The sequence below is a fragment of the Streptomyces sp. NPDC041135 genome, assembly GCF_055592085.1.
On sequence record NZ_JBVIYZ010000005.1, the window covers coordinates 412,578 to 438,569 of the forward strand.

The window sequence follows — 25,992 nt, forward strand, 5'->3', positions numbered from 1 at the left end:
CGGCGGACCCACGCCCCCGAGGACCGCTCATGACGCACGCCTCGCTCCTGCGCCGGATCACCGACTTCGCCCACCGCGCCGACCCGTATCCGCTGTACGAGGAGCTCCGCAGGACGCCGGTGCTGCACGAGGAGGAGGGCGGCCCGTACGTCATCAGCTCCTACTGGGACATCAAGAGCCTGCTGCACGACCCGCGGATCAGCTCGGACGCCGCCAACCTCGCGGCCGCCGGCGACGACGAGGCCTCCCAGGCCGGGCAGACCGGGCTGCCGCCGTCCTTCCTGCGGCTGGACCCGCCCGAGCACGACCGGTTGCGCCGCATCGCCAACAGCGCCTTCGGGCCCCCGCACCGGCCGCGCCGCATCGACTCCCTGCGCGGCGGGATGGCGGAGATCGTCACCGGACTGATCGACGGCTTCGGGGACGCCCGGCAGGTGGACCTGGTCGACCAGTTCGCCTATCCGTTCCCGGTGACGGTCATCTGCCGGCTGCTGGGGGTGCCGCGTGAGGACGAGCCGCGCTTCCGCGCCTGGGTGGACCCGCTGGTCGCCGGCCTGGACCCGGAGATGCGCGAGGGGGCGGACGCGGAGTCCCGCAAGGCCGCGCAGGAGGCCCGGATGCAGCTCGGCATGTACCTGGCCGGGCTGGTGGAGGAGCGCGCCAGGGAACCCCGCGACGACATGCTCTCGGACCTGGTGGACAGCCGCGGCCCGGAGGGCGCGATGTCGATGATGGAGGTGCTGTCCACCTCGGTGCTGCTGCTGATCGCGGGGCACGAGACGACGGTCAACCTCATCACCAACGGGATGCTCACCCTGCTGCGCCACCCCGAGGTCCTGGGACGGCTGCGCGAGGACCCGGGGCTGGCGGTGAACATCGTGGAGGAACTGCTGCGCTACGAGCCACCCGTGCAACTGGTGCCGCAGCGCACCTGCATCGCCGACATCGAGGTGCGCGGCGTGACCATCCCGAAGGGCTCGCGCATCTGGCTGGTCCTCGCCGCGGGGAACCGGGACCCGGAGCGCTTCACCGACCCCGACCGGTTCGACCCGGACCGCGGGGACATCCAGCACCTCGGCCTCGGCAGCGGCATCCACAGCTGCTTCGGCGCTCCGCTGGCCCGGCTGGAGACCCAGATCGCCCTGGCCGAACTGGCCCGGCGGCTGGTCAACCCCCAGCTGGTCGAGGACCCGCCGCCCTACCGCCGCAACGCGGTCCTGCGCGGCCCGCGCCATCTGGAGATCGCCTTCGACGGCGTGCGCTGACGCGTCCGACGGGGCACGTGTGGGGCGCGGTCCCCGGGGTGCCCGGGCTGCGCGCACCGGGCCGACGGCGGCACCGGCACCGGGTGGTCAGCAGCCGCAGTCGCCCGCCGCCGGCGCGGTCAGCGGGTCGGCGGCGCGGCTCTCGGTGCCCTGCCACGTCTCGTGGGCGAAACCCTCGCGCACCCAGTACTCGAAGCCGCCGAGCATCTCCTTGACCTGATAGCCGAGTTCGGCGAGGGCGAGCGCCGCGCGGGTGGCGCCGTTGCAGCCGGGGCCCCAGCAGTACGTGACCACGGGCACGGACCGGTCCAGGAGGTGTTCCGCCTGCTCGCGGACCAGCGCGGTGGGCAGGTGGACCGCGCCGGGGATGTGCCCCTGGTCCCAGGAGGCGGTGGAGCGGGAGTCCACCACGACGAAGCCGGGGTCGCCGCCGGCGGCGAGCGCGGCGGCCACGTCGGAGACGTCGGCGTGGAAGGCCAGGGCGGCCCGGAAGTGGGCGGCGGCCTCGGCGGGAGCGGCCGGCGCGACGCGCAGGACGGCGTTGCCGACGGTCGCGGCAGTGGCAGTGGCAGTGGTGGTGGCGGCAGTGCTGTCGGCGGTCATGTCCGGCCTCTCCGTAGGCCGCCGCGCCCGGGGTGCGGCGGATCTCCATGACCAGAAATCTACGGCCGGTGATCGGGCTGCCTGAAGAGGGATTCCACGGCCCGGGCCTTGCCCGGCCGGTGATTCCCTGCTATCCCTCGCACATGACCGCGTTTTCCCCCGATGCCACCGACTGGCGCATCCTCGACGTCCTCCAGCGGGAGGGCCGGGCCAGTTTCGCCGAGCTGGCCCGGGCCGTCTCCATGTCCCCCAGCGCGGTCACCGACCGGGTGCGCCGCCTGGAGGAGGCGGGCGTCATCCAGGGCTACGCGGCCGTGGTCGACCCCGAGCGGCTGGGTCTGCCGATCCTGGCGTTCGTGCGGCTGCGCTACCCCAACGGCCACTACAAGCCCTTCCACGACCTGGTCGCCGTGACCCCGGAGATCCTGGAGGCGCATCACGTCACCGGCGACGACTGCTTCGTCATCAAGGTCGCCGCGCGCTCGATGCCGCACCTGGAGGAGATCTCCGGCCGGATCGCCACCCTGGGTTCGGTGACCACCAGCGTCGTCTACTCCTCCCCGCTCCCCCGGCGCCCCCTGGGCCGCTGACCGCCCGCCGCCGCCGGACCCCGCGACGCCGTCGGACCCCAGGCTGCCGTCAGACCCCGCGCTGCCGCAGCGCCGACCCCGTCCGTGCCTTGACGACCTCCAGCTGGGCGTGGACGCGGCGCCGCAGGTCGGGGACGTGGCTGACGATGCCGACGCTGCGGTCGCGTTCGCGCAGCGAGTCGAGCACGTCGAGGACCTCGTCCAGGGTCTGGTCGTCGAGGCTGCCGAAGCCCTCGTCGATGAAGAGGGTGTCCAGCCGGACCCCGCCGGCCTCGTCGGTGACGACGTCCGCGAGACCGAGGGCGAGGGCGAGGGAGGCGAAGAACGTCTCGCCGCCGGAGAGCGTCGAGGTGTCCCGTTCCCGGCCCGTCCAGGCGTCGACGACGTGCAGGCCGAGTCCGCTGCGGCCGCGGCCGGAGCGGTCGTCGGAGTGGACGAGGGTGTAGCGGCCGGAGGACATGCGCCGCAGGCGGGCGGTCGCGGCGGCGGCGACCTGTTCCAGGCGGGCCGCCAGCACGTAGGACTCCAGGCGCATCCGGCGTTCGTTGTCGGCGGAGGTGCCGGAGGTGAGCGAGGCCAGGCGGGCCACGCGGTCGTACTCCTCGCGCACGGGTGCCAGCCGCCGTACGCCGTCGCTGGCGCGGGCGGAGAGGCGGTCGAGTTCGGCGCAGCAGCGGGCGGCGGCGTCCCGTGCGGAGGCGGCCGCGCGCAGCCGTCCGGCCGCCTCGGCGGCGTCGCGTTCGGCGGCGCCGAGGTCGGCCGGCGGCTGCTGGGCGGCGGCCGCGGTGTCGGGTTCGGTGAGGACGGCGCGGACGGCGGCCTCCTCCGACTGCCAGGCGTCCAAACGGCGTTGCAGCTCACGGTGGGCGCTGTCGTCGAGGAGGGCGGCGGCCGCGGCCTGCGGGGTGTCGAAACCGGCGCGGTAGGCGGCGTCGGCGAGCCGGGCGTCGGCGTCCTTGAGCCGCTGGGCGGTGTCCTCGGCGGCGCGGGCGGCGTCGGCGGCGTCGGTGAGCAGCGCCACCTGCCGCTCCAGCTGCGCTGCCCGGGCGGCCACGCTGTCCGCGGCGCCCCTGGCCCGGGTCAGCTCCTGTTCCAGCGCGGCCCGTTCCTGCTCCAGGGCCTCGCGCCGGGTCTGCCGGGAGGCGGCCCGTACGGCGGCCTGCTGACGGTCGGCCAGGCGGCGCTCCCGCTCGTGCTCGGCCCGCCGCAGCTCCTCCTGGGCGGCGTGCAGGGCGGAGGCGTCCCGGCGGGCACGCGTGTACTGCGCCTCCAGTTCCTCCGCTTCCTCGGCGAGCCGGTGGGTCGGGGCGTCCCCCGCCTCGGCGGTGGCGGCGGCCAGCGCCTCCCGTACGCCGGCGAGCCGCCGTTCGTCCTCGGCGCGCCGCTCCTCGGCCCGCTGGTGCTCGGCGAGGGCGTGTTCCTCCGCGGCGCGGTCGACGTGCCCGGCGGTCCTGCGCGCGGGCGCGGGGTGTTCGGTGGCCCCGCAGACGGCGCACGGCTCGCCCGCGGTCAGGTGCGCGGCCAGTTCGGCGGCGATGCCGTTCAGCCGCTGTTCCTTGAGGTCCAGCCAGTGGGCGCGGCTGCGCACGGCGTCCTCCCCGGAGGCGAGGGCCCGCTGCCGTGCCGCGTCGGTGTCGGCGGTGAGCCGGTCGCGCAGCCGGGCCGCGTCGAGCCGCCGCCGTGCGGGTTCGCGGCGCACGGCCAGCTGTTCGGCGCGGGTGGCGGCCTCCTGCGCGCCGTCGACACGGGCCTGGAGCGCGGTGCGCGTGGTGTCCCAGTCGGCGAGCCAGGCGTCGGCGTCCCGCAGCACCTCGTCGTCGGCGCGTTCCTGCCGGTCCAGGCCGGCCCGCTCCTCGACGAGCGCGGCGAGCCGCCGTTCGGCGCGGCGGGCGGACTCCAGGCCGCCCAGTTCCTCGGCGGCCCGCCGGGCGGCGGCCGCGAGCCCCGCGGGTCCGTCGTCGGTGAACCGCTCGGGCAGCGTCCGGCGCGCGCGTGCCTCGGCGGCGGCCGCCGTCCGGTGCTCGGCCTCGGCGCCCGCCCGCAGCTCCAGCGCGGGTGCCACGCCCTCCGCCTTGCGGGCGCGCTCCATCCGGGCCTGGTCCTCCCGGTGCGCGCCGGCCCGCTCCTCGAGGGCGGCGGCCCGCTGCCGCGCCTGCGCCATCCGGCTCTGCGCCCGGGCCAGTTCACGCGTCTCGGCGAGGGCGTGTGCGGCGGCGGTGTGGGCGGCCTCGGCGGCGGTGAGGCGGCTGTGGGCCAGGGTGAGGCGTTCGCGGGCGGTGCTGCGGGCGACGGCGGCGGCCGCCAGGACGGCCTGCGCGAGCCCCGGGTCACCGGGTGCCAGCTCGGGCAGTTCCATGGCGTCACCCGCCTCCTGCTGCATGCGGTGCGCGTCCGCCAGCAGCGCGGCGTCGCCCTCGCGCACCCGGGCCTCGGTCACCCGCCGGCGTTCCGCGAGGCGCTTCTCGACCTCGGCGAAGCGCCGGGTGTCGAAGAGGCGGCCCAGCAGCCTGCCGCGGGCCTCGGCGTCGGCGCGCAGGAAGCGCGCGAAGTCGCCCTGGGGCAACAGCACGACCTGGCAGAACTGCTCCCGGCTCATGCCGAGCAGCTGGGTGATCTCCTCGCCGATCTCCTGGTGCGAGCGGCTGAGGTCCCGCCAGGTGCCGGACGCGGCGTCGTGGGCGCGCAGCAGGCTCTGGGCCTTGTCGAGGGTGGTGCCCGAGCCGCGCTTCTTGGGGCGCTCCCAGGGCGGCTGCCGGGTGATCTCCAGGCGCCGGCCGGCGACGGTCAGGTCGAGGCGGACCTCGGTGCGCACGCCGGGGTCGGCGTGGTCGCTGCGCAGGGTCGTGCCCTGGCCGTTCTGCCGGGCGCCCGGCACCGAGCCGTAGAGGGCGTAGCAGACCGCGTCCAGGACGGAGGTCTTGCCGGCGCCGGTGGGGCCGTGCAGCAGGTACAGGCCGGCGGCGGACAGCGCGTCGAAGTCGACCGACTGGGAGCCGCCGAACGGCCCGAAGGCGGTGATGTCGAGCCGGTGCAGCCTCACAGCGCCTCCCGCGGGTGCGTGCCGGTGCGGACGGGTGCCGTCACCGGGCCGGTTCCCGCTCGGCGTCGTCGGCGCGCACCGCGTCGAAGGCGTCCCGCAGCACCGCCGTCTCGTGCGGGTCCGGGCCCGCGCCGCGCACATGGGCGACGAAGTCCTCGGCGATCTGCTGGTCGGTGCGGTCCGCGAGCCGGGTGGCGTACGACACCGCGGGGTCGTCCGGGGCGCGTTCGGGGGCGAAGACCAGGCTGAGGGTGTGCGGGAAGCGCTCGGTGAGGCGGGCCATGGGGTCGGCCGGGCGGACGGGGTCGGTGAGGGTGGCCTCGACCCAGGCGTCCTCGTGGCGGGCGAGCCCCGGGTCGGCGAGCAGGTCCTCCAGGGTGCCCCGGAGGCGGGCCAGCGGGCGCGGCACCGGGCAGTCGAGGCGCTCGGCGGTGACCGAGCCGTCGGCGCCGAGGTCGACCAGCCACATGCTCTTGCGGTGCTCGGCCTCCGAGAAGGAGTAGGCCAGCGGGGAGCCGGAGTAGCGCACGCGCTCGGTGATCGTCTGGCAGCCGTGGAGATGGCCCAGCGCGACGTAGTCCACGCCGTGGAACACCCCGGCCGGCACGGCGGCCACCCCGCCGACGGTGATGTCCCGTTCGCTGTCGCTGGCCTCGCCGCCGGTGACGAAGGCGTGGGCGAGGACGACGGAGCGGGTGCCGGGCGCGCGGCCGGCGAGGTCGGCGCGGACCCGGTCCATGGCGGCGGCCAGCACGCTCTCGTGTCCAGCCTTCTCCACTCCGAACTCGTCCTTCATCAGGGCTGGTTCGAGGTACGGCAGTCCGTAGAGGGCGACGTCGCCGTGGGCGTCCGGCAGCACGACCGGGGTGCCGCAGGCGGACGGTTCGGTGCGCAGGTGGATGCCGGCGCGGTCGATGAGCCCGGCGCCGACGCCGAGGCGGCGGGCCGAGTCGTGGTTGCCGGAGATCATCACGGTGGGCACGCCCTGCTCGGCGAGCCGGTGCAGGGCGTCGTCGAACAGCTCGACCGCCGCGAGCGGGGGCACCGCGCGGTCGTACACGTCCCCGGCCACCACCACGGCGTCGACGGCGTGCTCGCGCACGGTCGTGACGAGGTGGGTGATGAACTCGGCCTGCGCGTCGAGCATGCCGACCCGGTGGAAGGCGCGGCCGAGATGCCAGTCGGAGGTGTGCAGCAGTCTCACGCCACCGCTCCGCCCCGCACGCTGTCCCCCACGACGCCTCCCGACCCGTACCGACCCTCACGCACCGGCACCGCCCGCGCTGAGCACCCACCACGCTAACGCCTCGTGGCACCCGTTCCCTCACGGATGCCCGTCCGTCACCGGAGCAGCTTGGCGAAAGGTCCGAAATGGAGGTTATGTCGGCTGAGTTGTGGGACACGGCTCCGGGCCGGTCCGGCCGCCGCGGATGCTGCGGCTGAGGCTGCGAGCGCTGCCGCGACTGCCGCGGGCGACGGACCCTAATGCTGTGACCGGAAAGGTGCGCCGGAAAGCTCGCGGCGTCCGGTGCGGTGCATCGCAAGGCGGAGCATGGCCCGCGTACTGGATGTACTCGGGTGATGCGACAACGCGGCGAGGTGCCGTGCCGGGCGTCGCGAGCCGGTGAACCTTTCCGGTCGCAGCACTAGGCGTCCCCGTAGGCCTCTCCGCCGAGGTCGAAGCGGGCCGTGCCGGCGGTCGCGTCGGCCAGCCAGGCGCGGAAGCCGGGCACGTCGGCGTCCGGCAGACCGATCTCCAGGGTGACGGCCTCGCCGTAGCGGACGTCCCGCACCTCGCGGCCGGCGCTGCGCAGGTCGTTCTCGATCCGGCCCGCGCGCTGGTGGTCGACGGTGACCGTGGCCAGCCGGAAGCGGCGGCGGGTGAGCGTGCCCAGGGCGTCCAGCGCCTCGCCGACGGCCCCGCCGTAGGCCCGGATGAGGCCGCCCGCGCCCAGCTTGACCCCGCCGTAGTAGCGGGTGACGACGGCGACGACGTACCGCATGTCGCGGCGCAGCAGCATCTGGAGCATGGGGACGCCTGCGGTGCCGCCCGGTTCGCCGTCGTCGCCGGCCCGCTGCACGCCGGCGTCGGCGCCGACGACGTACGCGAAGCAGTGGTGACTGGCGTCGGCGTGCTCCCGGCGGACGGCGGCGATGAACTCCTGGGCCTCCCGCTCGGTGGCCGCGGGGGCGAGGGCGCACAGGAAGCGGGAGCGGTTGACCTCGGTCTCGTGCACACCCGCGCGGGCCACGGTGCGGTACTCGTCCTGCATCCGGCCAGCCTACGGGGCCGCGCGGACCCCCGGCTCCTGCCCTTTGCCGCCACGCGGCACGGTGACCGAGGTCAGCAGGGCGGTGCCGGTGCGCAGGGCCGGCCAGCCGGTGCCGCGCCAGGACAGGAAGGCGAGCGCGCATGTCGGGAACCTGGTCCGCACCGTGTCGAGGGCGGCGTCGTCCGCGGCGTCCCCGGCGAGGTCGAGGACGAGGTCCTGCAGACCGGGGTTGTGCCCGACCAGCAGCAGGACCTCCACCCCCGGCGGCACCTCGTGCACCACCTCCAGCAGCTGCCGGGCACCGGCGGCGTACAGCCGGGGTTCGTGGCGCACCGGGGGCGGGGTGGGCCACTGGGCCGACGCCAGCTCCCAGGTGCGGCGGGCGCGTACGGCCGTGGAGCACAGGGCGAGACCGGGGAGGCAGCCGGCCTCCGCGAGGGCGCGTCCGGCGGCCGGGGCGTCCCGCAGGCCCCGCGGCGAGAGCGGCCGCAGCCGGTCGGGGACACCCTCGGGCCAGGCGGACTTGGCGTGCCGCAGGACGACCAGGCGGCGCAGCGGTCCCGCGCCGCCGGCCCGCCCGGTCACGCGCCGCTGCCCAGGTCGCGCAGGAGGTCGAGGGCCAGCAGGCGGTCGGCGTAGGCGTAGGTCTCGAAGCGGGCGCCGTCGGGCAGGCCGGGAGCGCCCGCCGCCGTGTGCAGCACGTCCAGCACCCCGGCCATGTCGAGGTCGTCCTCCCAGGCGGCCCGCAGCCGCGCCCGGACCTCCTCCGGCACCGGCCGCGACGGTTCCCGGGCCCACGCGGCCACGCCCCGCCGCCACCCCGCGAGCTGCCGCCCGGCCTCCCGCAGGACGTCCGGCCCCAGGGCGACCGGCTCGGTCCGGGGGACGCGGAGCAGCGCCAGGCGCAGGACGGCGGGGTCGGCGAGCGCCGCCGTGAGGGCGGGCGGGGCGTCGGCATCCGGTCCGGCACCGGTCGCGGGCGGTACGTCGGCATCCGGTGCGGCCCCGGTCGCGCCCGGCTCACCGGCACTCGGTCCGGTCCCGTCCGCCTCCGCCCAGGTCACCGGCGCGACTCCCACCAGCACTCCCGCGCCGGGTGCGCTCCGGGCCGCCGCGACATGGATCACCTGCGCCTCGCCCAGGCCGGAGGCCAGACCGGCGCCGTCCTCGAAGGGGCGGATGCCGAGCGTGGTGGCGGCGCCGCGCAGTTCGGCCTGCTGGCGGGTGGCGGAGAGGGTGGTCCATACGGGGGTGCCGCCGAGTTCCAGGGCGCGGACGAGGAGGTCGGTGACCAGCAGGACCCGCAGGGCCGTGAGGTCGAGGCCGGCGGCGTGCGCCTCGATCCGGGTCAGGCCGCGGCGGGCGGGGGCGGCTTCGGCGGGGTGGCCGGTTCTGGTGTCGAGGATGCGCAGCACGGGGCGAGCGTAGGCGGACGGACCGCCGCACGCGGGCACCTTGCGCCGATTCCGGACACCGCGCCGCATGCGGGGCAGGGAATCAGCCGTCGGTGGGTGCTGTTGCCCCGACGTCCGTTCCCCGCACCCCGAGGAGGCCCGCCGTGTACGGCGACGAAGCGACGACCCGCAGGATCCTGACCGAGCTGGGCGACACCTGGGCGGTGGTCGGCCTCTCCGCCAACCAGCGGCGCGCGGCCTACGGGGTCGCGGCGGTCCTTCAGCGGTTCGGCAAGCGGATCGTGCCCGTGCACCCGAAGGCGGAGACGGTGCACGGCGAGCCCGGTTACGCCTCCCTCGCCGACATCCCCTTCCCGGTGGACGTGGTCGACGTGTTCGTCAACAGCGAGCTGGCCGGAGCGGTCGCCGACGAGGCCGTGGCGAAGGGCGCGCGGGCGGTGTGGTTCCAGCTCGGCGTGGTCGACGAGGAGGCGTACGCCCGTACCCGGGCGGCCGGGCTCGAGATGGTCATGGACCGCTGCCCGGCCATCGAAATTCCTCGCCTCGGCTAGCTTGTCTCACCTTCTTCTCACAATTCAACGCTGAATATTGACATTCCGACTGGCCGCCTGACCTGTGTGAAGCCCGTCACCCAAGGCGAGCAAGATCCTGGGTCAAGATTTGTAAAACAGTCTTTTGCTTAAGCGGAATGCCTTCCTAGCCTGTGGCGTCCTTGCCCATTGATTCAGCGTTCCGAAGTGAGAGGCCACAAGACATGGCGAAAGTCGACGCCTTGCCACAGGCCCAGACGGAGTCCGGCGGCCTGCGCCGGGACGTCGGGCTGATCGGTCTGATGTGGGCCTCGGTGGGGTCCATCATCGGTTCCGGCTGGCTGTACGGCGCCGAGAAGGCGGTCGTGGTGGCCGGCCCCGCGGCGATCATCTCGTGGGTGATCGGCGCGGTGGCCATCGTCCTGCTCGCCCTGGTGCACGCCGAACTCGGCGGCATGTTCCCGGTGGCGGGCGGAACCGCCCGCTACCCGCACTACGCGTTCGGCGGCCTGGCCGGCATGTCCTTCGGCTGGTTCGCCTGGCTGCAGGCCGCCACCGTGGCACCGATCGAGGTCGAGGCCATGATCGGTTACGCCGGTCACTGGCAGTGGGCCCAGGGTCTGCAGCACGCCGACGGAACCCTGACGGTCAGCGGCCTCGCCACCGCCGTCGGCCTCATGGCCGTCTTCGTCGGTGTGAACTTCTTCGGCGTCCGGGCCCTGGCGCACACCAACAGCGCCGCCACCTGGTGGAAGATCGCCGTCCCGCTCGCCGCGATCTTCATCATCGCCGTCGGCAACTTCCACGTCGGCAACTTCACCTCGGAGGGCTTCGCCCCGTTCGGCGCCAAGGGCGTCCTGGGCGCCATCAGCTCCAGCGGCATCATCTTCGCGCTGCTCGGCTTCGAGCAGGCGATCCAGCTGGCCGGCGAGAGCCGCAACCCCCGGCGCGACCTGCCGCGGGCGACCCTCGGCTCGGTGGCGATCGGCGCCGTGATCTACATCCTCCTGCAGGTCGTGTTCATCGCCGCGCTGCCGCACAGCGCCTTCGCGCACGGCTGGGCCAAGCTCGACTTCCCCGGCATCAGCGGCCCGTGGGCGGGCCTGGCGACCGTGGTGGGCCTGGGCTGGCTGGGCGTGGTGCTCTACATCGACGCCATCATCTCCCCCGGCGGCACCGGTCTGATCTACACCACCGCCACCTCCCGCGTCTCCTTCGGCCTGGCCAAGAACGGCTACGCGCCCAAGGTGTTCGCCCGGACCGACGCCCGCGGCGTGCCGTGGTTCGGCCTCGTCATGTCCTTCGTGACCGGCGTGGTCTGCTTCCTGCCCTTCCCCAGCTGGCAGGAGCTGGTCGGCTTCATCACCTCGGCCAGCGTGCTGATGTACGCGGGCGCGCCCCTGGCCTACGGCGTCTTCGCCGACCGCCTGCCCCACCACGACCGCCCCTACCGGCTGCCCGCCGGCAAGGTCGTCGCCCCGCTGTCGTTCGTGGTGGCCAACCTGATCATCTACTGGGCCGGCTGGGACACCCTGTGGCGGCTGGGCTTCGCGATCCTGCTCGGCTACGTGCTGCTGGGCTCCTACGCCTGGTACGCCACCGCCAGGCGCAGGCCCGGCGCGCCCCGGCTGGACTTCCGGGCCGCGCAGTGGCTGCCCGGCTACCTGATCGGCATGGGCCTGATCTCCTGGCAGGGCAGCTTCGGCGGCCAGGGCCACATCGCCCTGTGGTGGGACATCCTCGTCGTCGCCGCGTTCTCCGTCGGCATCTACTACTGGGCCAGGGCCACCGCCTCCGCGCCCGAGACGATCGAGCGCAGCATCGAGGAGGTCGTGGTCACGGACGCACCGGCCCACTGACCCCCGCATGCCCCTACGCCCGCACGCCCCGGCCGCGCCGACACACCGGCGCGGCCGGGGCGTCGCGGCGTGCGGCGCCCGGCGTCCGGGGCACCCCGGGCCGGGTGGCGGCTCAGGACACGGGCGGTACGGCCACCGCCATCACCATCTCCATCGGCACGTCACCGGTGTTGCCGTACCGGTGCGGGATGTTGGCCTCGAAGGAGGCGCTGGCGCCCGCCGGGACGCGGTACTCCGTGCCGTCCACGGTGAGGGTGAGTTCGCCGGCGGTGACGTGGACCAGCTCGACGGTGCCGGCGGGGTGCGGTTCGGAGGTGCTGCCCTCCCCCGGCATCAGCCGCCAGTCCCACATCTCCAGCGGCCCGGGCGCCTCGGTGCCGGCGAGGAGGCGGTTGTAGCTGCCGGCGTCGGTGTGCCACAGCCGTACGGCGCGCTCGGCGGGGACGATGCGGACCTTCGGGCCCTGCTCGTAGTCGAGGAGGGTGGTGACGCTGACGCCGAGCGCGTCGCCGATCTTGACGACCGTGCCGATGCTCGGGTTGGTGCGGGCCTGCTCGATCTGGATGAGCATCCCGCGGCTGACGGCGGCCCGGGCGGCGAGCACGTCCAGGGTGAAGCCGCGCACCGCGCGCCAGTGCCTGACGTTGCGCGCCAGGGACTGGGTCAGGAGTTCGAGGTCCGACACGTTCCGTCCATCATCCGGGAAGTTCACTCTGCTGAATGGCTTAGTTCATTGCACTTAACTATGGTGGGGTGCACCCGATCGTGCACCGAACTGTACTGCGAGGCTGACCGTGACAGCATTCTTCGCCCTCATCACCAGCCTCCTGTGGGGGCTGGCGGACTTCGGCGGCGGACTGCTGACCAGACGTGCGCCCGCGCTGACGGTGGTGGTGCTCTCCCAGACGATCGCCGCGGCCGTGCTGGGTGTGATCGTCCTGGGCACGGGCGGCTGGAGCGAGACGGGGCCGCGGTTGTGGTTCGCGGTCGCGGCGGGCCTGGTGGGGCCGGTCGCCCTGTTCGCGTTCTACCAGGCGCTCGCCCTGGGACCGATGGGCGTGGTCTCCCCGCTGGCCACGCTCAGCGTCGCGGTGCCGGTCGGCGTGGGTCTCTTCCTCGGCGAACGCCCCGGGATCATGCAGTTCGCGGGCATCGCGGTCGCCGTCACCGGCGTCGTCCTGGCCGGCGGTCCGCAGCTGCGGGGCGCGCCCGTGCAGCGGCGCACCGTCCTGCTGACGCTGGTCTCGGCGGCCGGCTTCGGCACCGTGTTCGCTCTGATCACCGAGGCGTCCACCACGGTCACCGGCCTCTTCCTCGCCCTCTTCGTGCAGCGGCTGACCAGCGTCGTGGCGGGCGGCGCGGCGCTGTACGCGTCGGCGCGGCGCGGCACGGCCGTGTGGCCGGAGGGCGGTCTGCCCCTCGCCTCGCTCGTCCCGCTGGGGCTCGTCGGCCTGGCCGACGTGGCGGCCAACGGCACCTACTCGGTGGCCTCCCAGCACGGCCCGGTCACCGTGGCGGCCGTGCTCGCCTCGCTGTACCCGGTGGTGACCGCGCTGGCCGCACGCGGTTTCCTCAGCGAGCGGCTGCGGGCCGTGCAGGCGGCGGGCGCGGGCCTGGCCCTGCTCGGCACGCTGCTGCTGGCGACCGGCTAGCGGTCACCGCGGGGTCAGCCCTCGGTCTCCAGCTCGGCGAGCCGGGCCACGTCCGCCTCGTCGAGGTCGGCCAGCGCCAGCAGCTGCTCGGGCGTGACGCCGTCCGGTATCGGCACCGGCGCCGGGGTCCGCAGCGGCGGCTGCCAGCCGTCGGCGGGTGTCCAGCGCCGGACGACCCGGGCGGGCGCCCCGGCCACCACGGCGTGGTCGGGCACCACCCCGCGCACCACGGCACCGGCCGCCACCACCACGTTCCGGCCGATCCGGGCGCCCGGCAGGATCACCGCGCCGGTGCCGATCCAGCAGCCCGGGCCGATCTCCACCGGCTCCATCCGCGGCCACTGCTTGCCGATGGGCTGGTGCGGGTCGTCGTAGGAGTGGTTGGTGGACGTGACGTAGACGTACGGGCCGAAGTAGCAGTCGCTGCCGATGGTGACCGTCGTGTCCGCGATCACGTGGCTGCCGCGGCCGAGGACGACACCGTCACCGATGCGCAGGATCGGTTCGGGGCCGAGGTCGAGGTCGGGCATCAGGCCCGCGGTGAGCGTGACCTGCTCGCCGATGATGCAGTGGGCGCCCAGCTGGATCCAGGGCTCGCCGAACACCGTGCCGAGCGGGAAGGCCAGCCTGGTGCCCGTGCCCAGCGCGCGGAAGCGCAGGCGTCCCGGGCGGTCGGCGGTGACGGAACCGGTGCGCTGCGCCCAGGCCCAGACCGCGTGGACGGCGCGCTGGGACACGCGCTGCCGCCAGGACGAGAACGGGTTCTTGGGCTTCGGCACCCGCTCACGGTACTCAGCCCGGCGGCGCCCCGGAGGCCGGCCCGCTGTGATCTTCGCCCCACGGTTGACGTACGGTGCCGTCCACCAGGGACATGAGCGGCGGGCGAGGAGACGGTGATGACGCACAGGGCGCTGATCGTGGGCATCGGCGGCAGGGAACCCCGGATCGACGCGGAGGCCTTCGTGGCCCCCTCGGCCTCGGTGATCGGGGACGTGACGCTGCACCCGGGCGCGAGTGTCTGGTACGGGGCGGTGGTGCGCGGCGACGTGGAACGCATCACCGTCGGGGCCCGTGCCAACGTGCAGGACAACGTCACGCTGCACGCCGACCCGGGGTTCCCCGTCACCGTCGGGGAGCGGGTGTCCATCGGCCACAACGCCGTGGTCCACGGGGCGACCGTGGAGGACGACTGCCTGATCGGCATGGGGGCGACCGTGCTGAACGGGGCGGTCGTCGGGGCGGGATCACTGGTCGCCGCGCAGGCCCTGGTGCCGCAGGGGATGGTGGTCCCTCCGGGCTCACTGGTCGCCGGGGTCCCGGCGAAGGTCAGGCGGGAGCTGACGGAGGAGGAACGCCAGGGGATCTCGCTGAACGGCACCATGTACGCGGAGCTGGCGAAGGCGCACGGCGAGGTGCACGCGCAGGGCCCTTCCGCGTCGCGCGGTTAGGCGAGGAGGCGGCGGGTTCCCGCCCTCCGGCGGCGTCGGACCCGAGGGCGTCGGACCCGCCGGTGTCCCTCCCTGCCGGGCTCAGTCCCCGGCGGGCTCAGCCCCGGCGGAGACCGGCTCGGCCTCCCGCTGGGACTCCTGCGCCGCGCCGGCGGCCCGGCTCGCCTTGCGCCGCAGGACCAGCAGGGAGGTCAGGCCGATGAGGACGGCGACGACCAGACCGAGCCACGAGAACCGCTTCAGCCAGGACTCCGCGACGACACCCACGTAGTAGATGACCGCGGTGGTGCCGCCCGCCCAGCAGATGCCGCCGAGGACGTTGGCGATGAGGAACTTCCAGTACGGCATGCGCAGCACGCCCGCGAGGGGCCCGGCGAAGATGCGCAGCAGGGCGATGAAGCGGCCGAAGAAGACCGCCCACATCCCCCACTTCTCGAAGGACCGCTCGGCGGTGGCGATGTGGGCCTCGCCGAAGTGCCGGGGGAATCTCGCCCCCAGCCAGGCCAGCAGCGGCCGTCCGCCCTTGCGGCCGATGGCGTATCCGATGGAGTCGCCGACGACTGCACCGGCCGTGGCGCACAGGCCGAGCACCACCGGGTCGATGCCGGAGTGCTGCGAGGACATCAGCGCCGCCGACACGAGGACTATCTCGCCCGGCAGCGGGATGCCCAGGCTCTCCACGCCGATCACGAGGGCCACCAGCCCGTAGACGGCGGCCGCGGGCACCGTGTCGAGCCACTCCTGCACGTGCACCGCGGTTCCTCCCCTGTCGGGTCCGTCGTCGTGTCGCCGGTGTTTAGGGTCCGGACGGCACCCGAAAGGTGCGCCCATGGGAAGGCTACCCGGTCGGCCCCGCCCGGCGGCTTCCGAGCACCACCCGGTGCACCGGCCCGTGCGACGCCCCGCGCACCGGCCCGCCTGCCGCGCCGTCGGTGGCCGGGGGCAGCGACACCGGCAGGGGTGCCCGGGGCACGGACCGGGCGACCTCGCCGAGCGCGTCGGTGAGGACGCCGGTGAGGGCACCGGTCGCCCGGGCGGCGGCGGGGAGCGGGGGCGCGGTGGGACGCCGGGGGGAGCCGGCGCGGCCGAGGCGGGTGCGGTACGTGTCGCCGGTCTCCCGGCGGGGCGCCGCGTCCGGGTCGTCCGGGCCGGGCGCGGACTCCTCCCCGGCGCGCGGGGCCGGCGCCGTCGGCGAGGGTGCCGGTCCGCCGGAGCGCGGGGTGTCGTCCGGGGCCGCGCGGGGCGGGCGGGACGCCGCCACCTCCGTCTCCAGGGTCCAGCGCTGCCTGCCGGAGTCGTCGCGGGCCGCCACCACGACCCGGGCCGGAACGGCGCCGGCGTCCGGGGCGAGCGCCAGGCCCTGGTGTCCGCGCGGCAGGAGTTCACCGCGGACGGTGAGGTCGTAGGACACCTCGCCGGTGTGGGCCGCACAGCCGGACACCAGCACACTCCGGGAGACGGGCTCGGCGGTCAGGCAGAGCGTGGGGTCGGCGGCGCTGCGCAGCAGTCCGTCGGCCCGGTACGACCACTGCTGGGACCCGGCGGACGAGCACGCCGCGAGCCGCACCTGCGCGCCCGCCCGGACCCGGCCCGCGCCCTCGTCCGCGTCGAGGCAGCGCCCGGCGCTGAGGCTGCGCAGCCTGCCGCGGGCCACCTCGGCGGGCGAGGCCGCCGACGCGGCGGAGGGCTGCCCGCCGGCGGCACCGGGGTGCGCGGGGCTGCCGGCCGGGGCGCCCCAGGTGGCCGTGCCGGGCGCGGGGACACCGTTGTCATCGCACCAGCCACGGGCCACCAGGACCGCCGCGAGCAGGACGAGCGAGGTCAGTCCGGCGCCCACCAGCACGGCCGTACGGCGTCTGCCCGGGGGCTCGGTGCGGTGGCGGCCCCCCAAGGCCGCGAGGGCGGCCGGTGGCGGGGGCGGCCCCGCCGGGCCGGCGGCGCGTCCCGGGCGTGAGTCGAGGTAGCGCAGGGCGCCCCAGCCGAGCACGGTCTCGGCGAGCAGCACGTCCAGGGCGCGCTCGAAGCGGCCGAGCTGTTCGGCGGCGTGCCGGCAGTAGGGGCATGCCGCGAGGTGCCGGCGGACGTCCGGGAGCAGGGTGCCGCCACGGCGCATGGGGATGTCGAGGAGGCGGTTGTAGAAACGGCATTCGCGGGAAGGCGCGAGTTCGAGGTGGGCGCGTACGCAGCCCGCCCGGAATTGCTCGCGGGCCTGTTCCAGGGCGGCCTGCGCGGTGCGGCTGTCCACGCCCAGCAGAGCGGCGGGGACGCTTATCGGTTCCGCCTCGGCCTGCGTGTGCCACAGCAGGCATTGCGAGGCGGCGGGCAGGGCCTGGAAAGCGCGTGCGGCGAGTTGCCTTCTTTCGGGGATGCCGGGGCTCGCGGCGCGCAGCCCCCGGGCGCCGGTGGGTTTGCGCAATTCCGGCAGCACCGAGCATATTCCGTCGTCGCCGGCCCACTCGCGGACGGTCTCGCGTACCGCTTCGAGGAGTTGCGGGCGCAGGGCCGCGGCGGCCGTCCGGCCCGCCGGGCGGCCCAGCACCCGGCGGAAGGCGGCGGTGGCCACGAACTGGGCCGTGGTGGTGGCGGAGGCGAGGCACACGATCGCGTAGTCGCAGGTGGCCCGCCAGTGCCGGGCCAGCAGCAGGGCGACGGCGAGATGCCGTTCCTCGCCCGCGGTGGCGAGCCGGGCGAGGAGGTCGCGGTCGGACTCGCCGGTGTGCGAGCCGGGACCGGGCGGATAAGGCGGGCGTGGGGGGTGAGGGGACTGCACGGAACCATTTCCTTCCCAGTCTCAACACGGGCAGGACGAAAGACACCCGCCGCAGGCGCAGCCGGATTGGTGCGTACCTTTAGCGGGAGCGTTTTTCCTGCCGAATGCTTGTTGACTGACTGTCCAACGGGCCGGCCCGCTCGTCGCGTTCTGGCCTTTGCCCTCCCGTGGGGTGGCTCACCTTCGCACACGCGCCGCACAGAGAACAAGGAGTTCGAGAGGCAGCGGCATCAACGCACGGAATGCGCACATCAGTTACCAGCGGTATCCGCACCGGTATTCGAAAAGCGGTTCACGCAGCGGCGAGTTGAGTGCGTGGAAGCGCACGGAAATGCGGAGGGCGCACCCGATACCCCCCCCCCGGCCCCTCGCGCCGGTCCGTCACCGCCGCCGGACCGTATGCCGCCCCGGACACCGCCCCGCCCCGGGCCGCGCCCAGGCGGCGACCGCGCCCCGCCCGCACCGCCCGGCAGGTTCGCGGCCGGGCACGCGTGAGGGGCCCGGCCGGAAACCGGCCGGGCCCCTCACGGGCGATACGTCAGCACTGCATCAGCGGCGCGTCAGCTGTTCGGGCGGAGCGTCCACACCACCGTCATCTCGCTGGTGACGGCGCCGTCCTCGCGCTGGATGGCGACGGCCACCGGGAACTCGGGGCGCCGGCCCGCGTCGAGTTCGGCGACCACCTCGGCGATCGGGCGGCCGAGGGTCGCGGTGGCCTTCACCGGGCCGAGGGCGATCTTCTTGAACGCGATCTCCGCGGTGACCGGGAGCGGCACGGCACGGGACAGCTGGTCGCCGAAGGCCGCCAGGACGATCGCGCCGCTGGCCGACTCGCCGAGGGTGAACATCGCCCCGGCGTGCGGGCCGCCGACGTGGTTGCGGTACTCGCCCTGGTCCGGCAGGGACAGCACGGCCCGCTCCGGAGTGGTCTCCAGGTACTCCAGGTTCAGGGTCCGGACCATCGGGACCGTGGCGGCGAGCAACTCGCCGATCGACATCTGGTCTGCGCTCATGACCGGCATGTTACTCACGAGTAGCAGCCCCTGGCCAGAGCCCTGCCAGGATCTCGGTGCCGCCCCGGCACCCGCGCCGCGCGTGCCCCGGAGGGCCGTGTCGCCATTTCGGTACGTCCCTGACAAGGGGCGGTGACCCGACCGTGTCCGGGGCGGCACTAGGGTTACTCGCCATGTGGCCAGGACAGCAGCCGCCCGGGGGCGAGCAGAACCCGCAGAACAACCCGTACCAGCAGCCGGGTTACCAGCAGCCGAATCCGTACCAGCAGCCCGGCTTCCAGCAGTACCCGCAGCCCGGCCCGCCGCAGCCGCAGCCGCAGTGGGGCCCGGGCGCGCCCGCCGGTCCGCCGCAGCCGCCGCAGGGCCCGGGCGGGGGCAACCGGACCAAGCTGATCGCGATCATCGCCGCCACGGCGGTCGTGGTGGCGGCCGGTGTCACGGGGGCGCTGGTCCTCGGCGGCGACAAGGGCGAGCACGACGAGGCGGACGGCGGCGGGAAGGGCCGCACGAGCCAGTCGCCGTCACCGTCGCCCGATCCGACCGCCACGCAGTCCGCCCCGGACGACAACCCGCGCGGCGACGAGACGGAGAAGCCGACCGTCCCGGGGTGGAAGGTCGTCGTGAACCCGCGCTGGGGCACGGCCTTCGACGTCCCCGCGGACTGGGAGGTCGAGACGCCCGGCACCAACATCGGCTTCGAGGACGACAAGTCCGACGACGTGAAGCCGCTGATCACCATGTCGGCACCGGCCCAGTACAAGTCCAAGTGGTGCAGCACCGACAGCGACAAGGACGGCAGGACCGAGGACACGGCGCTGGCCGCGGTCGGCACCAAGGGCGAGAGCGGCGCCAAGAGCCCCGGTGACGCGGCGGTCCGGGAAGTCCCCTGGTGGGTGTACGGCGGCTACACCCAGCCGGACAAGAAGAGCCTCAGCTGGGACAAGAAGGCCACGGCGTACACCACCAAGGCCGGCGTCGCGGGCGCGTACGCCTGGGCGCGTTCCGCCGGCACCCCGCAGAAGGGCAAGTGCGCCAGCGACGGCAAGGCCCTCACCTTCGGCTTCAAGAACTCGGCCGGGGACATCGTGTCGTTCAACTTCTACGGCGCCAAGGGCGTGACCGGAGAGGTCGGCACCGCGACCGTCATGAAGATCCTGAGCACGGTCCGGCTGCACGGCAAGCCGACGGCGACCTGACCTTCCCGGGCTCAGCCGATACCGAACGCCCCGTCCGGGGGCTCGGGCGACGGTACGGCGTCCTCGTCCCGCACCGGGCGGGCGGCGCCGGTGAAGTCCCGCAGGTCCGCGCCGTGCCGCACCCGGGCCGGGAAGGCGTCGGAGGCGGTGCGGCGGGCCAGGGCGGTGGTGTCGAGGGGGCGGTGGGAGGCGGCGAGCACCGCGTTGCCGAACCGCCGGCCGCGCAGCACCCCCGGCTCGGCGATCAGCACCAGCTCCTCGAACACCTCGCCCAGGGTGGCGAGTTGGGAGCGCAGGAAGGAAAAGGGCGCGGCGTCGGCCAGGTTGGCCAGGTACACGCCGTCCGGGCGCAGGACGCGTCCGGCCGCGCGGGCGTAGGCGAGCGTGGTGAGGTGCGCGGGGATGCGCGAACCGCCGAAGACGTCCGCGACCAGCACGTCGGCCGAGTCGTCCGCGGCGCTCTCCAGCCAGGCCCGCGCGTCGGCCGGATGCAGGGTGATGCCGGCGCCGTCCGGCAGCGGCAGATGCTCGGCGACCAGCTCCAGCAGCCCCCGGTCGGCCTCCACGACGTCCTGCCTCGAACCCGGCCGGGTCGCTGCCAGGTAGCGGGGCAGCGTGAGCGCGCCGCCGCCGAGGTGCACGGCGTCCAGCGGGCGCCCCGGCTCGGCGGCGGTGTCCAGGACGTGTCCGAGCCGCCGGGCGTACTCGAACTCCAGATGCGTGGGCGCGTCCAGGTCGACGTACGACTGGGGCGCCCCGTCGACGGTCAGCAGCCAGGCCCGCTCCCGGTCGACGTCGGGCATCAGTTTGGCGGTGCCGTGGTCGACGGCCCGGCTGACCGGTATGGACTCGCTCACCCCTCCATTGTGCGCCGCGGCGCGGCCGCCGGAGCGCGGGGCCGTGCTGCGGCGGCCGGCCGGGCGGACCCGGCCGGCCGCCGCGCCCGCGAAGTCCCGCGCGCGCGGGGGCGGCTGTCACCCGACGGTGGTGACCGTCCCCGCCGCGACGGTCCGGCCGCCCTCCCGGACCGCGAAGCCGAGCCCCGGCTCCAGCGGCACCTCGCGCCCCAGCTCCACGGTCACCGTGACCGTGTCCCCGGGCCTGGCCACCGCCGCCTCCCCCAGGTCGACGTCGCCCACCACGTCCGCCGTACGGATGTAGAACTGCGGCCGGTAGCCCGTGGAGACGGGCGTCGTGCGGCCGCCCTCGCGGGCCGCCAGGACGTGGACCCGTGCGGTGAAGCGGCGGCTGGGCACGACGCTGCCGGGCGCCGCGACGACGTGCCCGCGCCGGACGGCGTCCCGCGCCACCCCGCGCAGCAGCAGCGCCACGTTGTCCCCGGCCTGCGCCTCCGCCATCGGCCTGCCGAAGGTCTCCAGCCCGGTGACGACCGTCTCCAGGCCGGCGCCGAGCACCTCGACCCGGTCCCCGACCCGGACCGTGCCGCGCTCGACGGCACCGGTGACGACGGTTCCCCGGCCGGTGATGGTGAGCACGTTCTCCACCGGCAGCAGGAACGGCGCGTCGAGGTACCGCTCCGGCATGGGCACGTACGTGTCCACGGCGTCCAGCAGCGCCTCCACGGACTCCGTCCACCGCGGGTCGCCCTCCAGGGCGCGCAGCCCGGAGACCCGTACCACGGGTACGGAGTCGCCCGGGTAGCCCTGGGAGGTGAGCAGGTCGCGGACCTCCAGCTCGACCAGGTCGGTCAGCTCCTCGTCGCCCGCGTCGGCCTTGTTGAGGGCGACGACGATGTGGTCGACGCCCACCTGCCGGGCGAGCAGCACGTGTTCGGCGGTCTGCGGCATGATCCCGTCGAGCGCGGAGACGACGAGGATCGCCCCGTCGAGCTGCGCGGCACCGGTGACCATGTTCTTGACGTAGTCGGCGTGGCCGGGCATGTCGACGTGGGCGTAGTGCCGGGTGTCGGTCTCGTACTCGATGTGCGCGAGGTTGATGGTGATGCCCCGCGCGGCCTCCTCGGGGGCGCGGTCGATGCGGTCGAACGGCACGAAGGTGCCGGTGCCGCGCCCGGCCAGCACCTTGGTGATGGCGGCGGTCAGGGTGGTCTTGCCGTGGTCGACGTGGCCCATCGTGCCGATGTTGAGATGCGGTTTGGTGCGCACGTACGCCGTCTTGGGCATGGCTGTACCTCGAAGCCTGGTGTGTCCTGGGGAACGCGGGACCCCGTGAGAAGCGCCGACCCTCCCCCTGCGGGGTCCGCCGGACGATCCGGAGAGGGTCAGCTTCGGGCGCCGCCGGCGGTGGCCGGGGCGGGCGGGACGGCAGCCTTCGGGGCATCCGCGACCGCGGATGCTGCGAGGGGGAAGGCGTGCCGGAACATGTCGTCGAGCATCGCCGACGCGGCGTCCGGCGTCGAACGGTTTTCCCGGCAACGGCCCCGCGCGGCGCCGGAGGTGAGACGGACCATACGGCGATCACACACGTTGTCGGTTAGGGTCGCCGGATGCTCGACGATGCCACCAACCGCTCTGGGGGCACCGCAACGGTCGCTCCCCCGGCCACCGCCCTTGAGTTCGCCGCCGTCGTCCCCACGGCCGCGGGCGTCCCCTCCGCTGCGCGCGCGAGATTCACCGGACGCTGCACGCGCGCGCTGCTGTCCCCCTGGTCCCGGCTGTCCCTGCTGCTGGTGCTCCTCGCGGGCGCGGCGACGGGCGTGCTGCTGTTCCAGCCGCAACGGCTGCTGACGCACGGCTGGCCGCCGCAGCTCGGCGGGGCGGCCGCGGCGGCCGTGTTCGCGGTGGCGTACGGCCTGTGCACCGTGGCGTTCGTGCCGCGGCCGCTGCTGAACCTGGCGGCGGGCGCGCTGTTCGGCTCCCAGCTGGGGCTGGGCACGGCGCTGGCGGGCACGGTGCTGGGCGCCGGGGTGGCGTTCGGGCTGGGCCGGCTGCTGGGACAGGACGCGCTGCGCCCGCTGCTGCGCGGGCGCTGGCTGCGGGCGGCCGACGGCCAGCTCAGCCGGCACGGCTTCCGGTCGATGCTGGCGGCGCGGCTGTTCCCCGGGGTGCCGTTCTGGGCCGCGAACTACTGCGCCGCCGTCTCCCGCATGGGCTGGCTGCCGTTCGTGCTGGCGACGGCGCTCGGCTCGATCCCGAACACCGCCGCGTACGCGGTCGCCGGGGCCCGCGCCTCGGCGCCGACGTCGCCCGCCTTCCTGATCGCCATGGCGGCCATCGCCCTGCCCGCGCTGGTGGGCGTGGTGGTGGCCTGGCGCAAGCGCCACCAGTTGCGGGCCGGCTGAGGACCGGTCAGACGGCCTCCAGGATCATTGCGTTGGCCAGGCCGCCCGCCTCGCACATGGTCTGCAGGGCGTAGCGGGCGCCGCGGGCGCGCATGGCGTGGACCAGGGTGGTGGTCAGGCGGGTGCCGCTGGCGCCCAGCGGGTGGCCGAGGGCCAGGGCGCCGCCGTGCACGTTGACCTTGTCGAGGTCGGCTCCGGTCTCCTGCTGCCAGGCCAGGACGACGGCGGCGAAGGCCTCGTTGACCTCGAACAGGTCGATGTCGTCGAGGGTCAGGGAGGCCCTGCGCAGCACCTTCTCGGTCGCGGGTATGACGCCGGTCAGCATCAGCAGCGGGTCGGAGCCGGTGACGGCGAAGCTGTGCAGGCGGGCCAGCGGGCGCAGGCCGAGGCGGGCCGCGGTCTCGCCGGAGGCGATCAGCACGGCCGAGGCGCCGTCGTTGACCGGGCTGGCGTTGCCCGCGGTGACGTTCCACTCGATCTGCGGGAAGCGCTCCGCGAGGGCCGCGTCGTAGTAGGCGGGCCTGAGTCCGGCGAGGATCTCCGGGGTGCTGTCCGGCCGGACGCACTCGTCGCGTGCGACCCCGTCCAGGGGCGCGACCTCGGCGTCGAACAGGCCGGCCCGCCAGGCGTCGGCGGCCCTGTGGTGCGAGGAGAGGGCGAAGGCGTCCATCCGCTCCCGGCCGAGGGACCACTTGGCGGCGATCAGCTCGGCGCTGATGCCCTGCGGGACCAGGCCCTCGGGGTAGCGCCGGGCGATCCCGGGGCCGAAGGGGTCGGCGCCCTCGGGCACGTTGGACCACATCGGCACCCGGCTCATCGACTCCACCCCGCAGGCGACGGCCAGGTCGTAGGCGCCGGAGACGACGCCCTGGGCGGCGAAGTGCACGGCCTGCTGGGAGGAGCCGCACTGCCGGTCCACGGTGGCCGCCGGGACCGTCTCGGGGAAGCCCGCGGAGAGCAGGGCGTACCGGGTGGTGTTCATGGCCTGCTCGCCGACCTGGTCGACGGTGCCGCCGATGACGTCGTCGATCAGGGCGGGGTCGACACCGGAGCGCTCCACCAGGGTGCGCAGGGTGTGGGCGAGGAGTTCCACGGGGTGGACGTGGGCGAGGGAGCCGTTCGGCCTGCCCTTGCCGATGGGGGTGCGTACGGCTTCGACGATGACTGCGTCTCGCATGGTGCGGGGCCTCCTTGGCCGCCGGGCGATTACCAGTGAGTAGGAAATCCGAACTCACCATAGCCCGGTCAGTTGGAAAAACAAACCCTCATCTAGACTGGGCGTCATGGCCGCCGTGAAGGATCCCCGCCCCTGCTCCATCGCCGACGCCCTGGCGCTCGTGGGCGAGAAGTACTCCCTGCTCGTCCTGCGGGAGGTGTGCCTCGGCAACGGCCGCTTCGACCAGCTGGTGCGCAACACCGGCGCCCCGCGCGACGTCCTGGCCACCCGGCTGCGCCGGCTCGTCGACGCCGGGATCCTGGCGAAGCTCGCCTACAGCGAGCGCCCGCGGCGCTTCGAGTACCGGCCCACACCGGCGGGCCTGGAGCTGGAGCCGGTCCTGATGACCCTCATGGCGTGGGGCGACCGGCATCTGCGCGGCGACGACGACCGCCCCATGGTGGTCGAGCACGCCTGCGGCAACGAACTGGTCCCGGTGGTGACCTGCTCGGCCTGCGCCGCCCCCGTCCGCCACGAGGACCTGCGGGCCCACCCGCAGGCCCCCGGCTGGACCCTCACCGGCCCGTCGGCGGCCTGAGACCGGGGCGCCCACCGGCGACGGCCTTCGCGTCCGGCTCCGCTCTCACGCGACCGGCTCCCGCACCCGGCCGGCTCGCGCTGCCGTTTCGGACATCTCCCGCGCCGTGGGCCGCGCAGTCCGGCAGCACCGCCGCGCCGCGGCCGTCCGCGGCGCCCCGCGAGGGCCGCGGCCTGCGGATTCGGTGAGCGTCCCGCGGCTGCGGAGCGCGGCACACCGCGGAGGCGGGCGACGCGGGGCACGAGGGACTCCGCCCGGCCGCCCGTCGGGCATATGCCCGCTGGGCTGGGCCGACCGGACCGCGCGGCTCTGCGGGCCCGGCCCCGCGGAGAAGTCCGGGAATTCCGCGGCAGTGACCGAGCCCATACGGTCTGCGTAGCCATCCGGTAGCGCAGTGTCAGTGCTTGCCCCTACGCTTGTCCGCATGTCCCCCGATTCCCTGGTCCATGGTTCCGTGCGGTCTGCTGCCGAGGTGAACGAGCAGATCCGGGCGCTGTGGCTGCGTGCGGGCGGTTCGCTGTCGGCCCAGGAGCGGACGGAGTACGAGCTGTTGGTGGTCGAGTGGGCCGCGGCGATCCGCGAGGAGATCATCGGGGCGGCATGAGCGCGCGCCCGGGCCGCGGGAGAGCCTGCGGTTCCTGACAGCCCCTAGTGCCGCAGGCGCGCGAGAACGTCCTCCGGCACCGGGAAGGGCCGTTCCTCGGGCAGCAGGGCGGTGGCGCGCTCCGTTTCACCGGCGCGGACCAGCGCGTGCACCTCGGCGGCCAGCGGCGTCACGTCCTCGATGCCGACGATCCACTCGTCGGCGTACCGGGCGGCCGCCTCCCCCGCGAGACCGAGCTGGAGCGAGCGGTGCGGCAGGGGGCCGAGGTGCAGGTCGCGTTCGGGGTCCCACTGCACCCGGGCCGGTGACCGCCTCAACTCCGCCTTCCAGGCGGCCTGGTCCCCGTGCAGAGCGGGCACGTGGTGCGACAGGCAGGCGTGGCGCAACGCCCAGATGAAGCCGGCGCGGTCGATCTCCACGGCGAGGACGGTCTCCTGGTCGGGCTTGGTGCCCCAGCCGCAGCGGTACATCATCCACAGGAAGGACGGCTTGATCCAGGTCATCCGGTCGCGTTTCCAGGTCGGCGGGAAGCGGCCGGTGCGGGCCGCCGGGGCTCCGATCGATGGCGGGTAGGCCTGGTAGACGGTGAGGGTGGACTCCGTGTGGCGGGCCCGGACGCGGAAGGCGGGCTCCGGGGCGGCCGGGTCGTTCGTGCGTTCGTTCACCGCATCAGGGTCGGCCCCGGCGCGGCCGCGCACCACCGGTTTTCCCGGGCGCC

25 protein-coding genes are annotated in these 25,992 nt (G+C 74.7%); 10 read left to right on the plus strand and 15 right to left on the minus strand.

What is annotated here, in order from left to right; translation table 11 throughout:
* The first annotated feature begins 29 nt into the window (after window positions 1-29).
* Window positions 30-1,265, plus strand: coding sequence for a cytochrome P450 (locus ACZ6CZ_RS15440; protein WP_469020191.1), 1,236 nt, complete (start codon window positions 30-32; stop codon window positions 1,263-1,265).
* Between the two features lie 87 nt (window positions 1,266-1,352).
* Here ACZ6CZ_RS15440 and ACZ6CZ_RS15445 read toward each other — a convergent pair whose 3' ends face one another.
* Entirely contained in the window at window positions 1,353-1,868 is a 516-nt protein-coding gene (locus ACZ6CZ_RS15445; RefSeq protein WP_469020196.1) for a rhodanese-like domain-containing protein, read from the minus strand.
* A 143-nt stretch (window positions 1,869-2,011) separates the two neighbouring features.
* Between ACZ6CZ_RS15445 and ACZ6CZ_RS15450 the strand changes: the two genes are divergently transcribed.
* A complete protein-coding gene (locus tag ACZ6CZ_RS15450; protein ID WP_469020201.1) occupies window positions 2,012-2,458 on the plus strand; it encodes an Lrp/AsnC family transcriptional regulator in 447 nt (148 codons plus the stop codon).
* Between the two features lie 49 nt (window positions 2,459-2,507).
* On the opposite strand, the gene ACZ6CZ_RS15455 is transcribed toward ACZ6CZ_RS15450, so the two are convergent.
* The 5 genes from ACZ6CZ_RS15455 to ACZ6CZ_RS15475 form a co-directional block, all read right to left on the minus strand.
* Window positions 2,508-5,498, minus strand: a complete 2,991-nt coding sequence (locus ACZ6CZ_RS15455; RefSeq protein ID WP_469020206.1) for an AAA family ATPase — start codon at window positions 5,496-5,498, stop codon at window positions 2,508-2,510.
* A gap of 40 nt (window positions 5,499-5,538) precedes the next feature.
* Window positions 5,539-6,702, minus strand: a complete 1,164-nt coding sequence (locus ACZ6CZ_RS15460; RefSeq protein WP_469020209.1) for an exonuclease SbcCD subunit D — start codon at window positions 6,700-6,702, stop codon at window positions 5,539-5,541.
* A gap of 442 nt (window positions 6,703-7,144) precedes the next feature.
* Window positions 7,145-7,771, minus strand: coding sequence for a YigZ family protein (locus tag ACZ6CZ_RS15465; RefSeq protein WP_469020212.1), 627 nt, complete (start codon window positions 7,769-7,771; stop codon window positions 7,145-7,147).
* 9 nt (window positions 7,772-7,780) lie between these two features.
* Window positions 7,781-8,356 (minus strand): SixA phosphatase family protein, encoded by a 576-nt coding sequence (locus tag ACZ6CZ_RS15470; protein WP_469020219.1) that lies wholly within the window; start codon window positions 8,354-8,356, stop codon window positions 7,781-7,783.
* The gene (locus ACZ6CZ_RS15475; protein ID WP_469020224.1) at window positions 8,353-9,186 is read right to left on the minus strand and encodes a hypothetical protein; all 834 of its coding nucleotides are present in this window, start codon (window positions 9,184-9,186) and stop codon (window positions 8,353-8,355) included. Before ACZ6CZ_RS15475 ends, ACZ6CZ_RS15470 begins: the two co-directional genes overlap by 4 nt.
* 143 nt (window positions 9,187-9,329) lie before the next feature.
* On the opposite strand from ACZ6CZ_RS15475, the gene ACZ6CZ_RS15480 reads away from it, so the two are divergent.
* Together ACZ6CZ_RS15480 and ACZ6CZ_RS15485 are read left to right on the plus strand one after the other, a co-directional pair.
* Complete coding sequence (locus ACZ6CZ_RS15480) at window positions 9,330-9,737, plus strand: CoA-binding protein (RefSeq protein ID WP_469020229.1); 408 nt, start codon at window positions 9,330-9,332, stop codon at window positions 9,735-9,737.
* Between the two features lie 203 nt (window positions 9,738-9,940).
* Window positions 9,941-11,575: an APC family permease gene (locus ACZ6CZ_RS15485; RefSeq protein ID WP_469020235.1), complete on the plus strand. Its 1,635-nt coding sequence runs from the start codon at window positions 9,941-9,943 to the stop codon at window positions 11,573-11,575.
* Between the two features lie 112 nt (window positions 11,576-11,687).
* Here ACZ6CZ_RS15485 and ACZ6CZ_RS15490 read toward each other — a convergent pair whose 3' ends face one another.
* Window positions 11,688-12,260 (minus strand): helix-turn-helix domain-containing protein, encoded by a 573-nt coding sequence (locus ACZ6CZ_RS15490; protein ID WP_469020241.1) that lies wholly within the window; start codon window positions 12,258-12,260, stop codon window positions 11,688-11,690.
* 109 nt (window positions 12,261-12,369) lie between these two features.
* On the opposite strand from ACZ6CZ_RS15490, the gene ACZ6CZ_RS15495 reads away from it, so the two are divergent.
* Window positions 12,370-13,227 carry an EamA family transporter gene (locus tag ACZ6CZ_RS15495; RefSeq protein ID WP_469020246.1) on the plus strand — a complete coding sequence of 286 codons (858 nt, stop codon included), beginning with the start codon at window positions 12,370-12,372 and terminating at the stop codon, window positions 13,225-13,227.
* Window positions 13,228-13,241: 14 nt separating this feature from the next.
* Here the strand turns inward: ACZ6CZ_RS15495 and ACZ6CZ_RS15500 are convergent, their stop codons facing one another.
* Window positions 13,242-14,006, minus strand: coding sequence for an acyltransferase (locus tag ACZ6CZ_RS15500; protein ID WP_469020250.1), 765 nt, complete (start codon window positions 14,004-14,006; stop codon window positions 13,242-13,244).
* Window positions 14,007-14,123: 117 nt separating this feature from the next.
* On the opposite strand from ACZ6CZ_RS15500, the gene ACZ6CZ_RS15505 reads away from it, so the two are divergent.
* Window positions 14,124-14,675 carry a gamma carbonic anhydrase family protein gene (locus ACZ6CZ_RS15505; protein ID WP_469020254.1) on the plus strand — a complete coding sequence of 184 codons (552 nt, stop codon included), beginning with the start codon at window positions 14,124-14,126 and terminating at the stop codon, window positions 14,673-14,675.
* Between the two features lie 81 nt (window positions 14,676-14,756).
* Here the strand turns inward: ACZ6CZ_RS15505 and ACZ6CZ_RS15510 are convergent, their stop codons facing one another.
* The 3 genes from ACZ6CZ_RS15510 to ACZ6CZ_RS15520 all read right to left on the minus strand — a co-directional run bounded on the left by ACZ6CZ_RS15510 (window position 14,757) and on the right by ACZ6CZ_RS15520 (window position 18,443).
* Window positions 14,757-15,428 carry a DedA family protein gene (locus tag ACZ6CZ_RS15510; protein WP_469020261.1) on the minus strand — a complete coding sequence of 224 codons (672 nt, stop codon included), beginning with the start codon at window positions 15,426-15,428 and terminating at the stop codon, window positions 14,757-14,759.
* A gap of 85 nt (window positions 15,429-15,513) precedes the next feature.
* Window positions 15,514-17,445 (minus strand): RICIN domain-containing protein, encoded by a 1,932-nt coding sequence (locus ACZ6CZ_RS15515; protein ID WP_469020267.1) that lies wholly within the window; start codon window positions 17,443-17,445, stop codon window positions 15,514-15,516.
* Window positions 17,446-18,005: 560 nt separating this feature from the next.
* Window positions 18,006-18,443: a DUF4442 domain-containing protein gene (locus tag ACZ6CZ_RS15520; protein ID WP_469020554.1), complete on the minus strand. Its 438-nt coding sequence runs from the start codon at window positions 18,441-18,443 to the stop codon at window positions 18,006-18,008.
* 188 nt (window positions 18,444-18,631) lie between these two features.
* On the opposite strand from ACZ6CZ_RS15520, the gene ACZ6CZ_RS15525 reads away from it, so the two are divergent.
* Entirely contained in the window at window positions 18,632-19,654 is a 1,023-nt protein-coding gene (locus ACZ6CZ_RS15525) for a DUF8017 domain-containing protein (protein WP_469020273.1), read from the plus strand.
* An 11-nt stretch (window positions 19,655-19,665) separates the two neighbouring features.
* Here ACZ6CZ_RS15525 and ACZ6CZ_RS15530 read toward each other — a convergent pair whose 3' ends face one another.
* Complete coding sequence (locus ACZ6CZ_RS15530; protein WP_469020279.1) at window positions 19,666-20,511, minus strand: spermidine synthase; 846 nt, start codon at window positions 20,509-20,511, stop codon at window positions 19,666-19,668.
* 117 nt (window positions 20,512-20,628) lie between these two features.
* The gene (tuf, locus tag ACZ6CZ_RS15535) at window positions 20,629-21,798 is read right to left on the minus strand and encodes an elongation factor Tu (RefSeq protein ID WP_469020283.1); all 1,170 of its coding nucleotides are present in this window, start codon (window positions 21,796-21,798) and stop codon (window positions 20,629-20,631) included.
* 323 nt (window positions 21,799-22,121) lie between these two features.
* Here tuf and ACZ6CZ_RS15540 point away from each other — a divergent pair, with 323 nt between their 5' ends.
* Window positions 22,122-22,916 carry a TVP38/TMEM64 family protein gene (locus ACZ6CZ_RS15540; protein WP_469020287.1) on the plus strand — a complete coding sequence of 265 codons (795 nt, stop codon included), beginning with the start codon at window positions 22,122-22,124 and terminating at the stop codon, window positions 22,914-22,916.
* A gap of 7 nt (window positions 22,917-22,923) precedes the next feature.
* On the opposite strand, the gene ACZ6CZ_RS15545 is transcribed toward ACZ6CZ_RS15540, so the two are convergent.
* The gene (locus tag ACZ6CZ_RS15545) at window positions 22,924-24,093 is read right to left on the minus strand and encodes a thiolase family protein (protein ID WP_469020292.1); all 1,170 of its coding nucleotides are present in this window, start codon (window positions 24,091-24,093) and stop codon (window positions 22,924-22,926) included.
* A gap of 106 nt (window positions 24,094-24,199) precedes the next feature.
* Between ACZ6CZ_RS15545 and ACZ6CZ_RS15550 the strand changes: the two genes are divergently transcribed.
* Window positions 24,200-24,670: a winged helix-turn-helix transcriptional regulator gene (locus ACZ6CZ_RS15550; RefSeq protein ID WP_469020295.1), complete on the plus strand. Its 471-nt coding sequence runs from the start codon at window positions 24,200-24,202 to the stop codon at window positions 24,668-24,670.
* A gap of 424 nt (window positions 24,671-25,094) precedes the next feature.
* Window positions 25,095-25,274 carry a hypothetical protein gene (locus ACZ6CZ_RS15555; protein WP_469020300.1) on the plus strand — a complete coding sequence of 60 codons (180 nt, stop codon included), beginning with the start codon at window positions 25,095-25,097 and terminating at the stop codon, window positions 25,272-25,274.
* Window positions 25,275-25,318: 44 nt separating this feature from the next.
* On the opposite strand, the gene ACZ6CZ_RS15560 is transcribed toward ACZ6CZ_RS15555, so the two are convergent.
* Entirely contained in the window at window positions 25,319-25,939 is a 621-nt protein-coding gene (locus ACZ6CZ_RS15560) for a DUF4291 domain-containing protein (RefSeq protein WP_469020304.1), read from the minus strand.
* Window positions 25,940-25,992 lie beyond the last annotated feature (53 nt).

Coding starts and splice junctions, on each gene's coding strand:
- ACZ6CZ_RS15550 (WP_469020295.1), top strand. CDS start 24,200: ATGGCCGCCGTGAAGGATCCCCGCCCCTGCTCCATCGCCGACGCCCTG.
- ACZ6CZ_RS15465 (WP_469020212.1), bottom strand. CDS start 7,771: ATGCAGGACGAGTACCGCACCGTGGCCCGCGCGGGTGTGCACGAGACC.
- ACZ6CZ_RS15555 (WP_469020300.1), top strand. CDS start 25,095: ATGTCCCCCGATTCCCTGGTCCATGGTTCCGTGCGGTCTGCTGCCGAG.
- ACZ6CZ_RS15540 (WP_469020287.1), top strand. CDS start 22,122: ATGCTCGACGATGCCACCAACCGCTCTGGGGGCACCGCAACGGTCGCT.
- ACZ6CZ_RS15520 (WP_469020554.1), bottom strand. CDS start 18,443: ATGTCGATCGGCGAGTTGCTCGCCGCCACGGTCCCGATGGTCCGGACC.
- ACZ6CZ_RS15485 (WP_469020235.1), top strand. CDS start 9,941: ATGGCGAAAGTCGACGCCTTGCCACAGGCCCAGACGGAGTCCGGCGGC.
- ACZ6CZ_RS15525 (WP_469020273.1), top strand. CDS start 18,632: ATGTGGCCAGGACAGCAGCCGCCCGGGGGCGAGCAGAACCCGCAGAAC.
- ACZ6CZ_RS15440 (WP_469020191.1), top strand. CDS start 30: ATGACGCACGCCTCGCTCCTGCGCCGGATCACCGACTTCGCCCACCGC.
- ACZ6CZ_RS15445 (WP_469020196.1), bottom strand. CDS start 1,868: ATGACCGCCGACAGCACTGCCGCCACCACCACTGCCACTGCCACTGCC.
- tuf (WP_469020283.1), bottom strand. CDS start 21,798: ATGCCCAAGACGGCGTACGTGCGCACCAAACCGCATCTCAACATCGGC.
- ACZ6CZ_RS15505 (WP_469020254.1), top strand. CDS start 14,124: ATGACGCACAGGGCGCTGATCGTGGGCATCGGCGGCAGGGAACCCCGG.
- ACZ6CZ_RS15450 (WP_469020201.1), top strand. CDS start 2,012: ATGACCGCGTTTTCCCCCGATGCCACCGACTGGCGCATCCTCGACGTC.
- ACZ6CZ_RS15545 (WP_469020292.1), bottom strand. CDS start 24,093: ATGCGAGACGCAGTCATCGTCGAAGCCGTACGCACCCCCATCGGCAAG.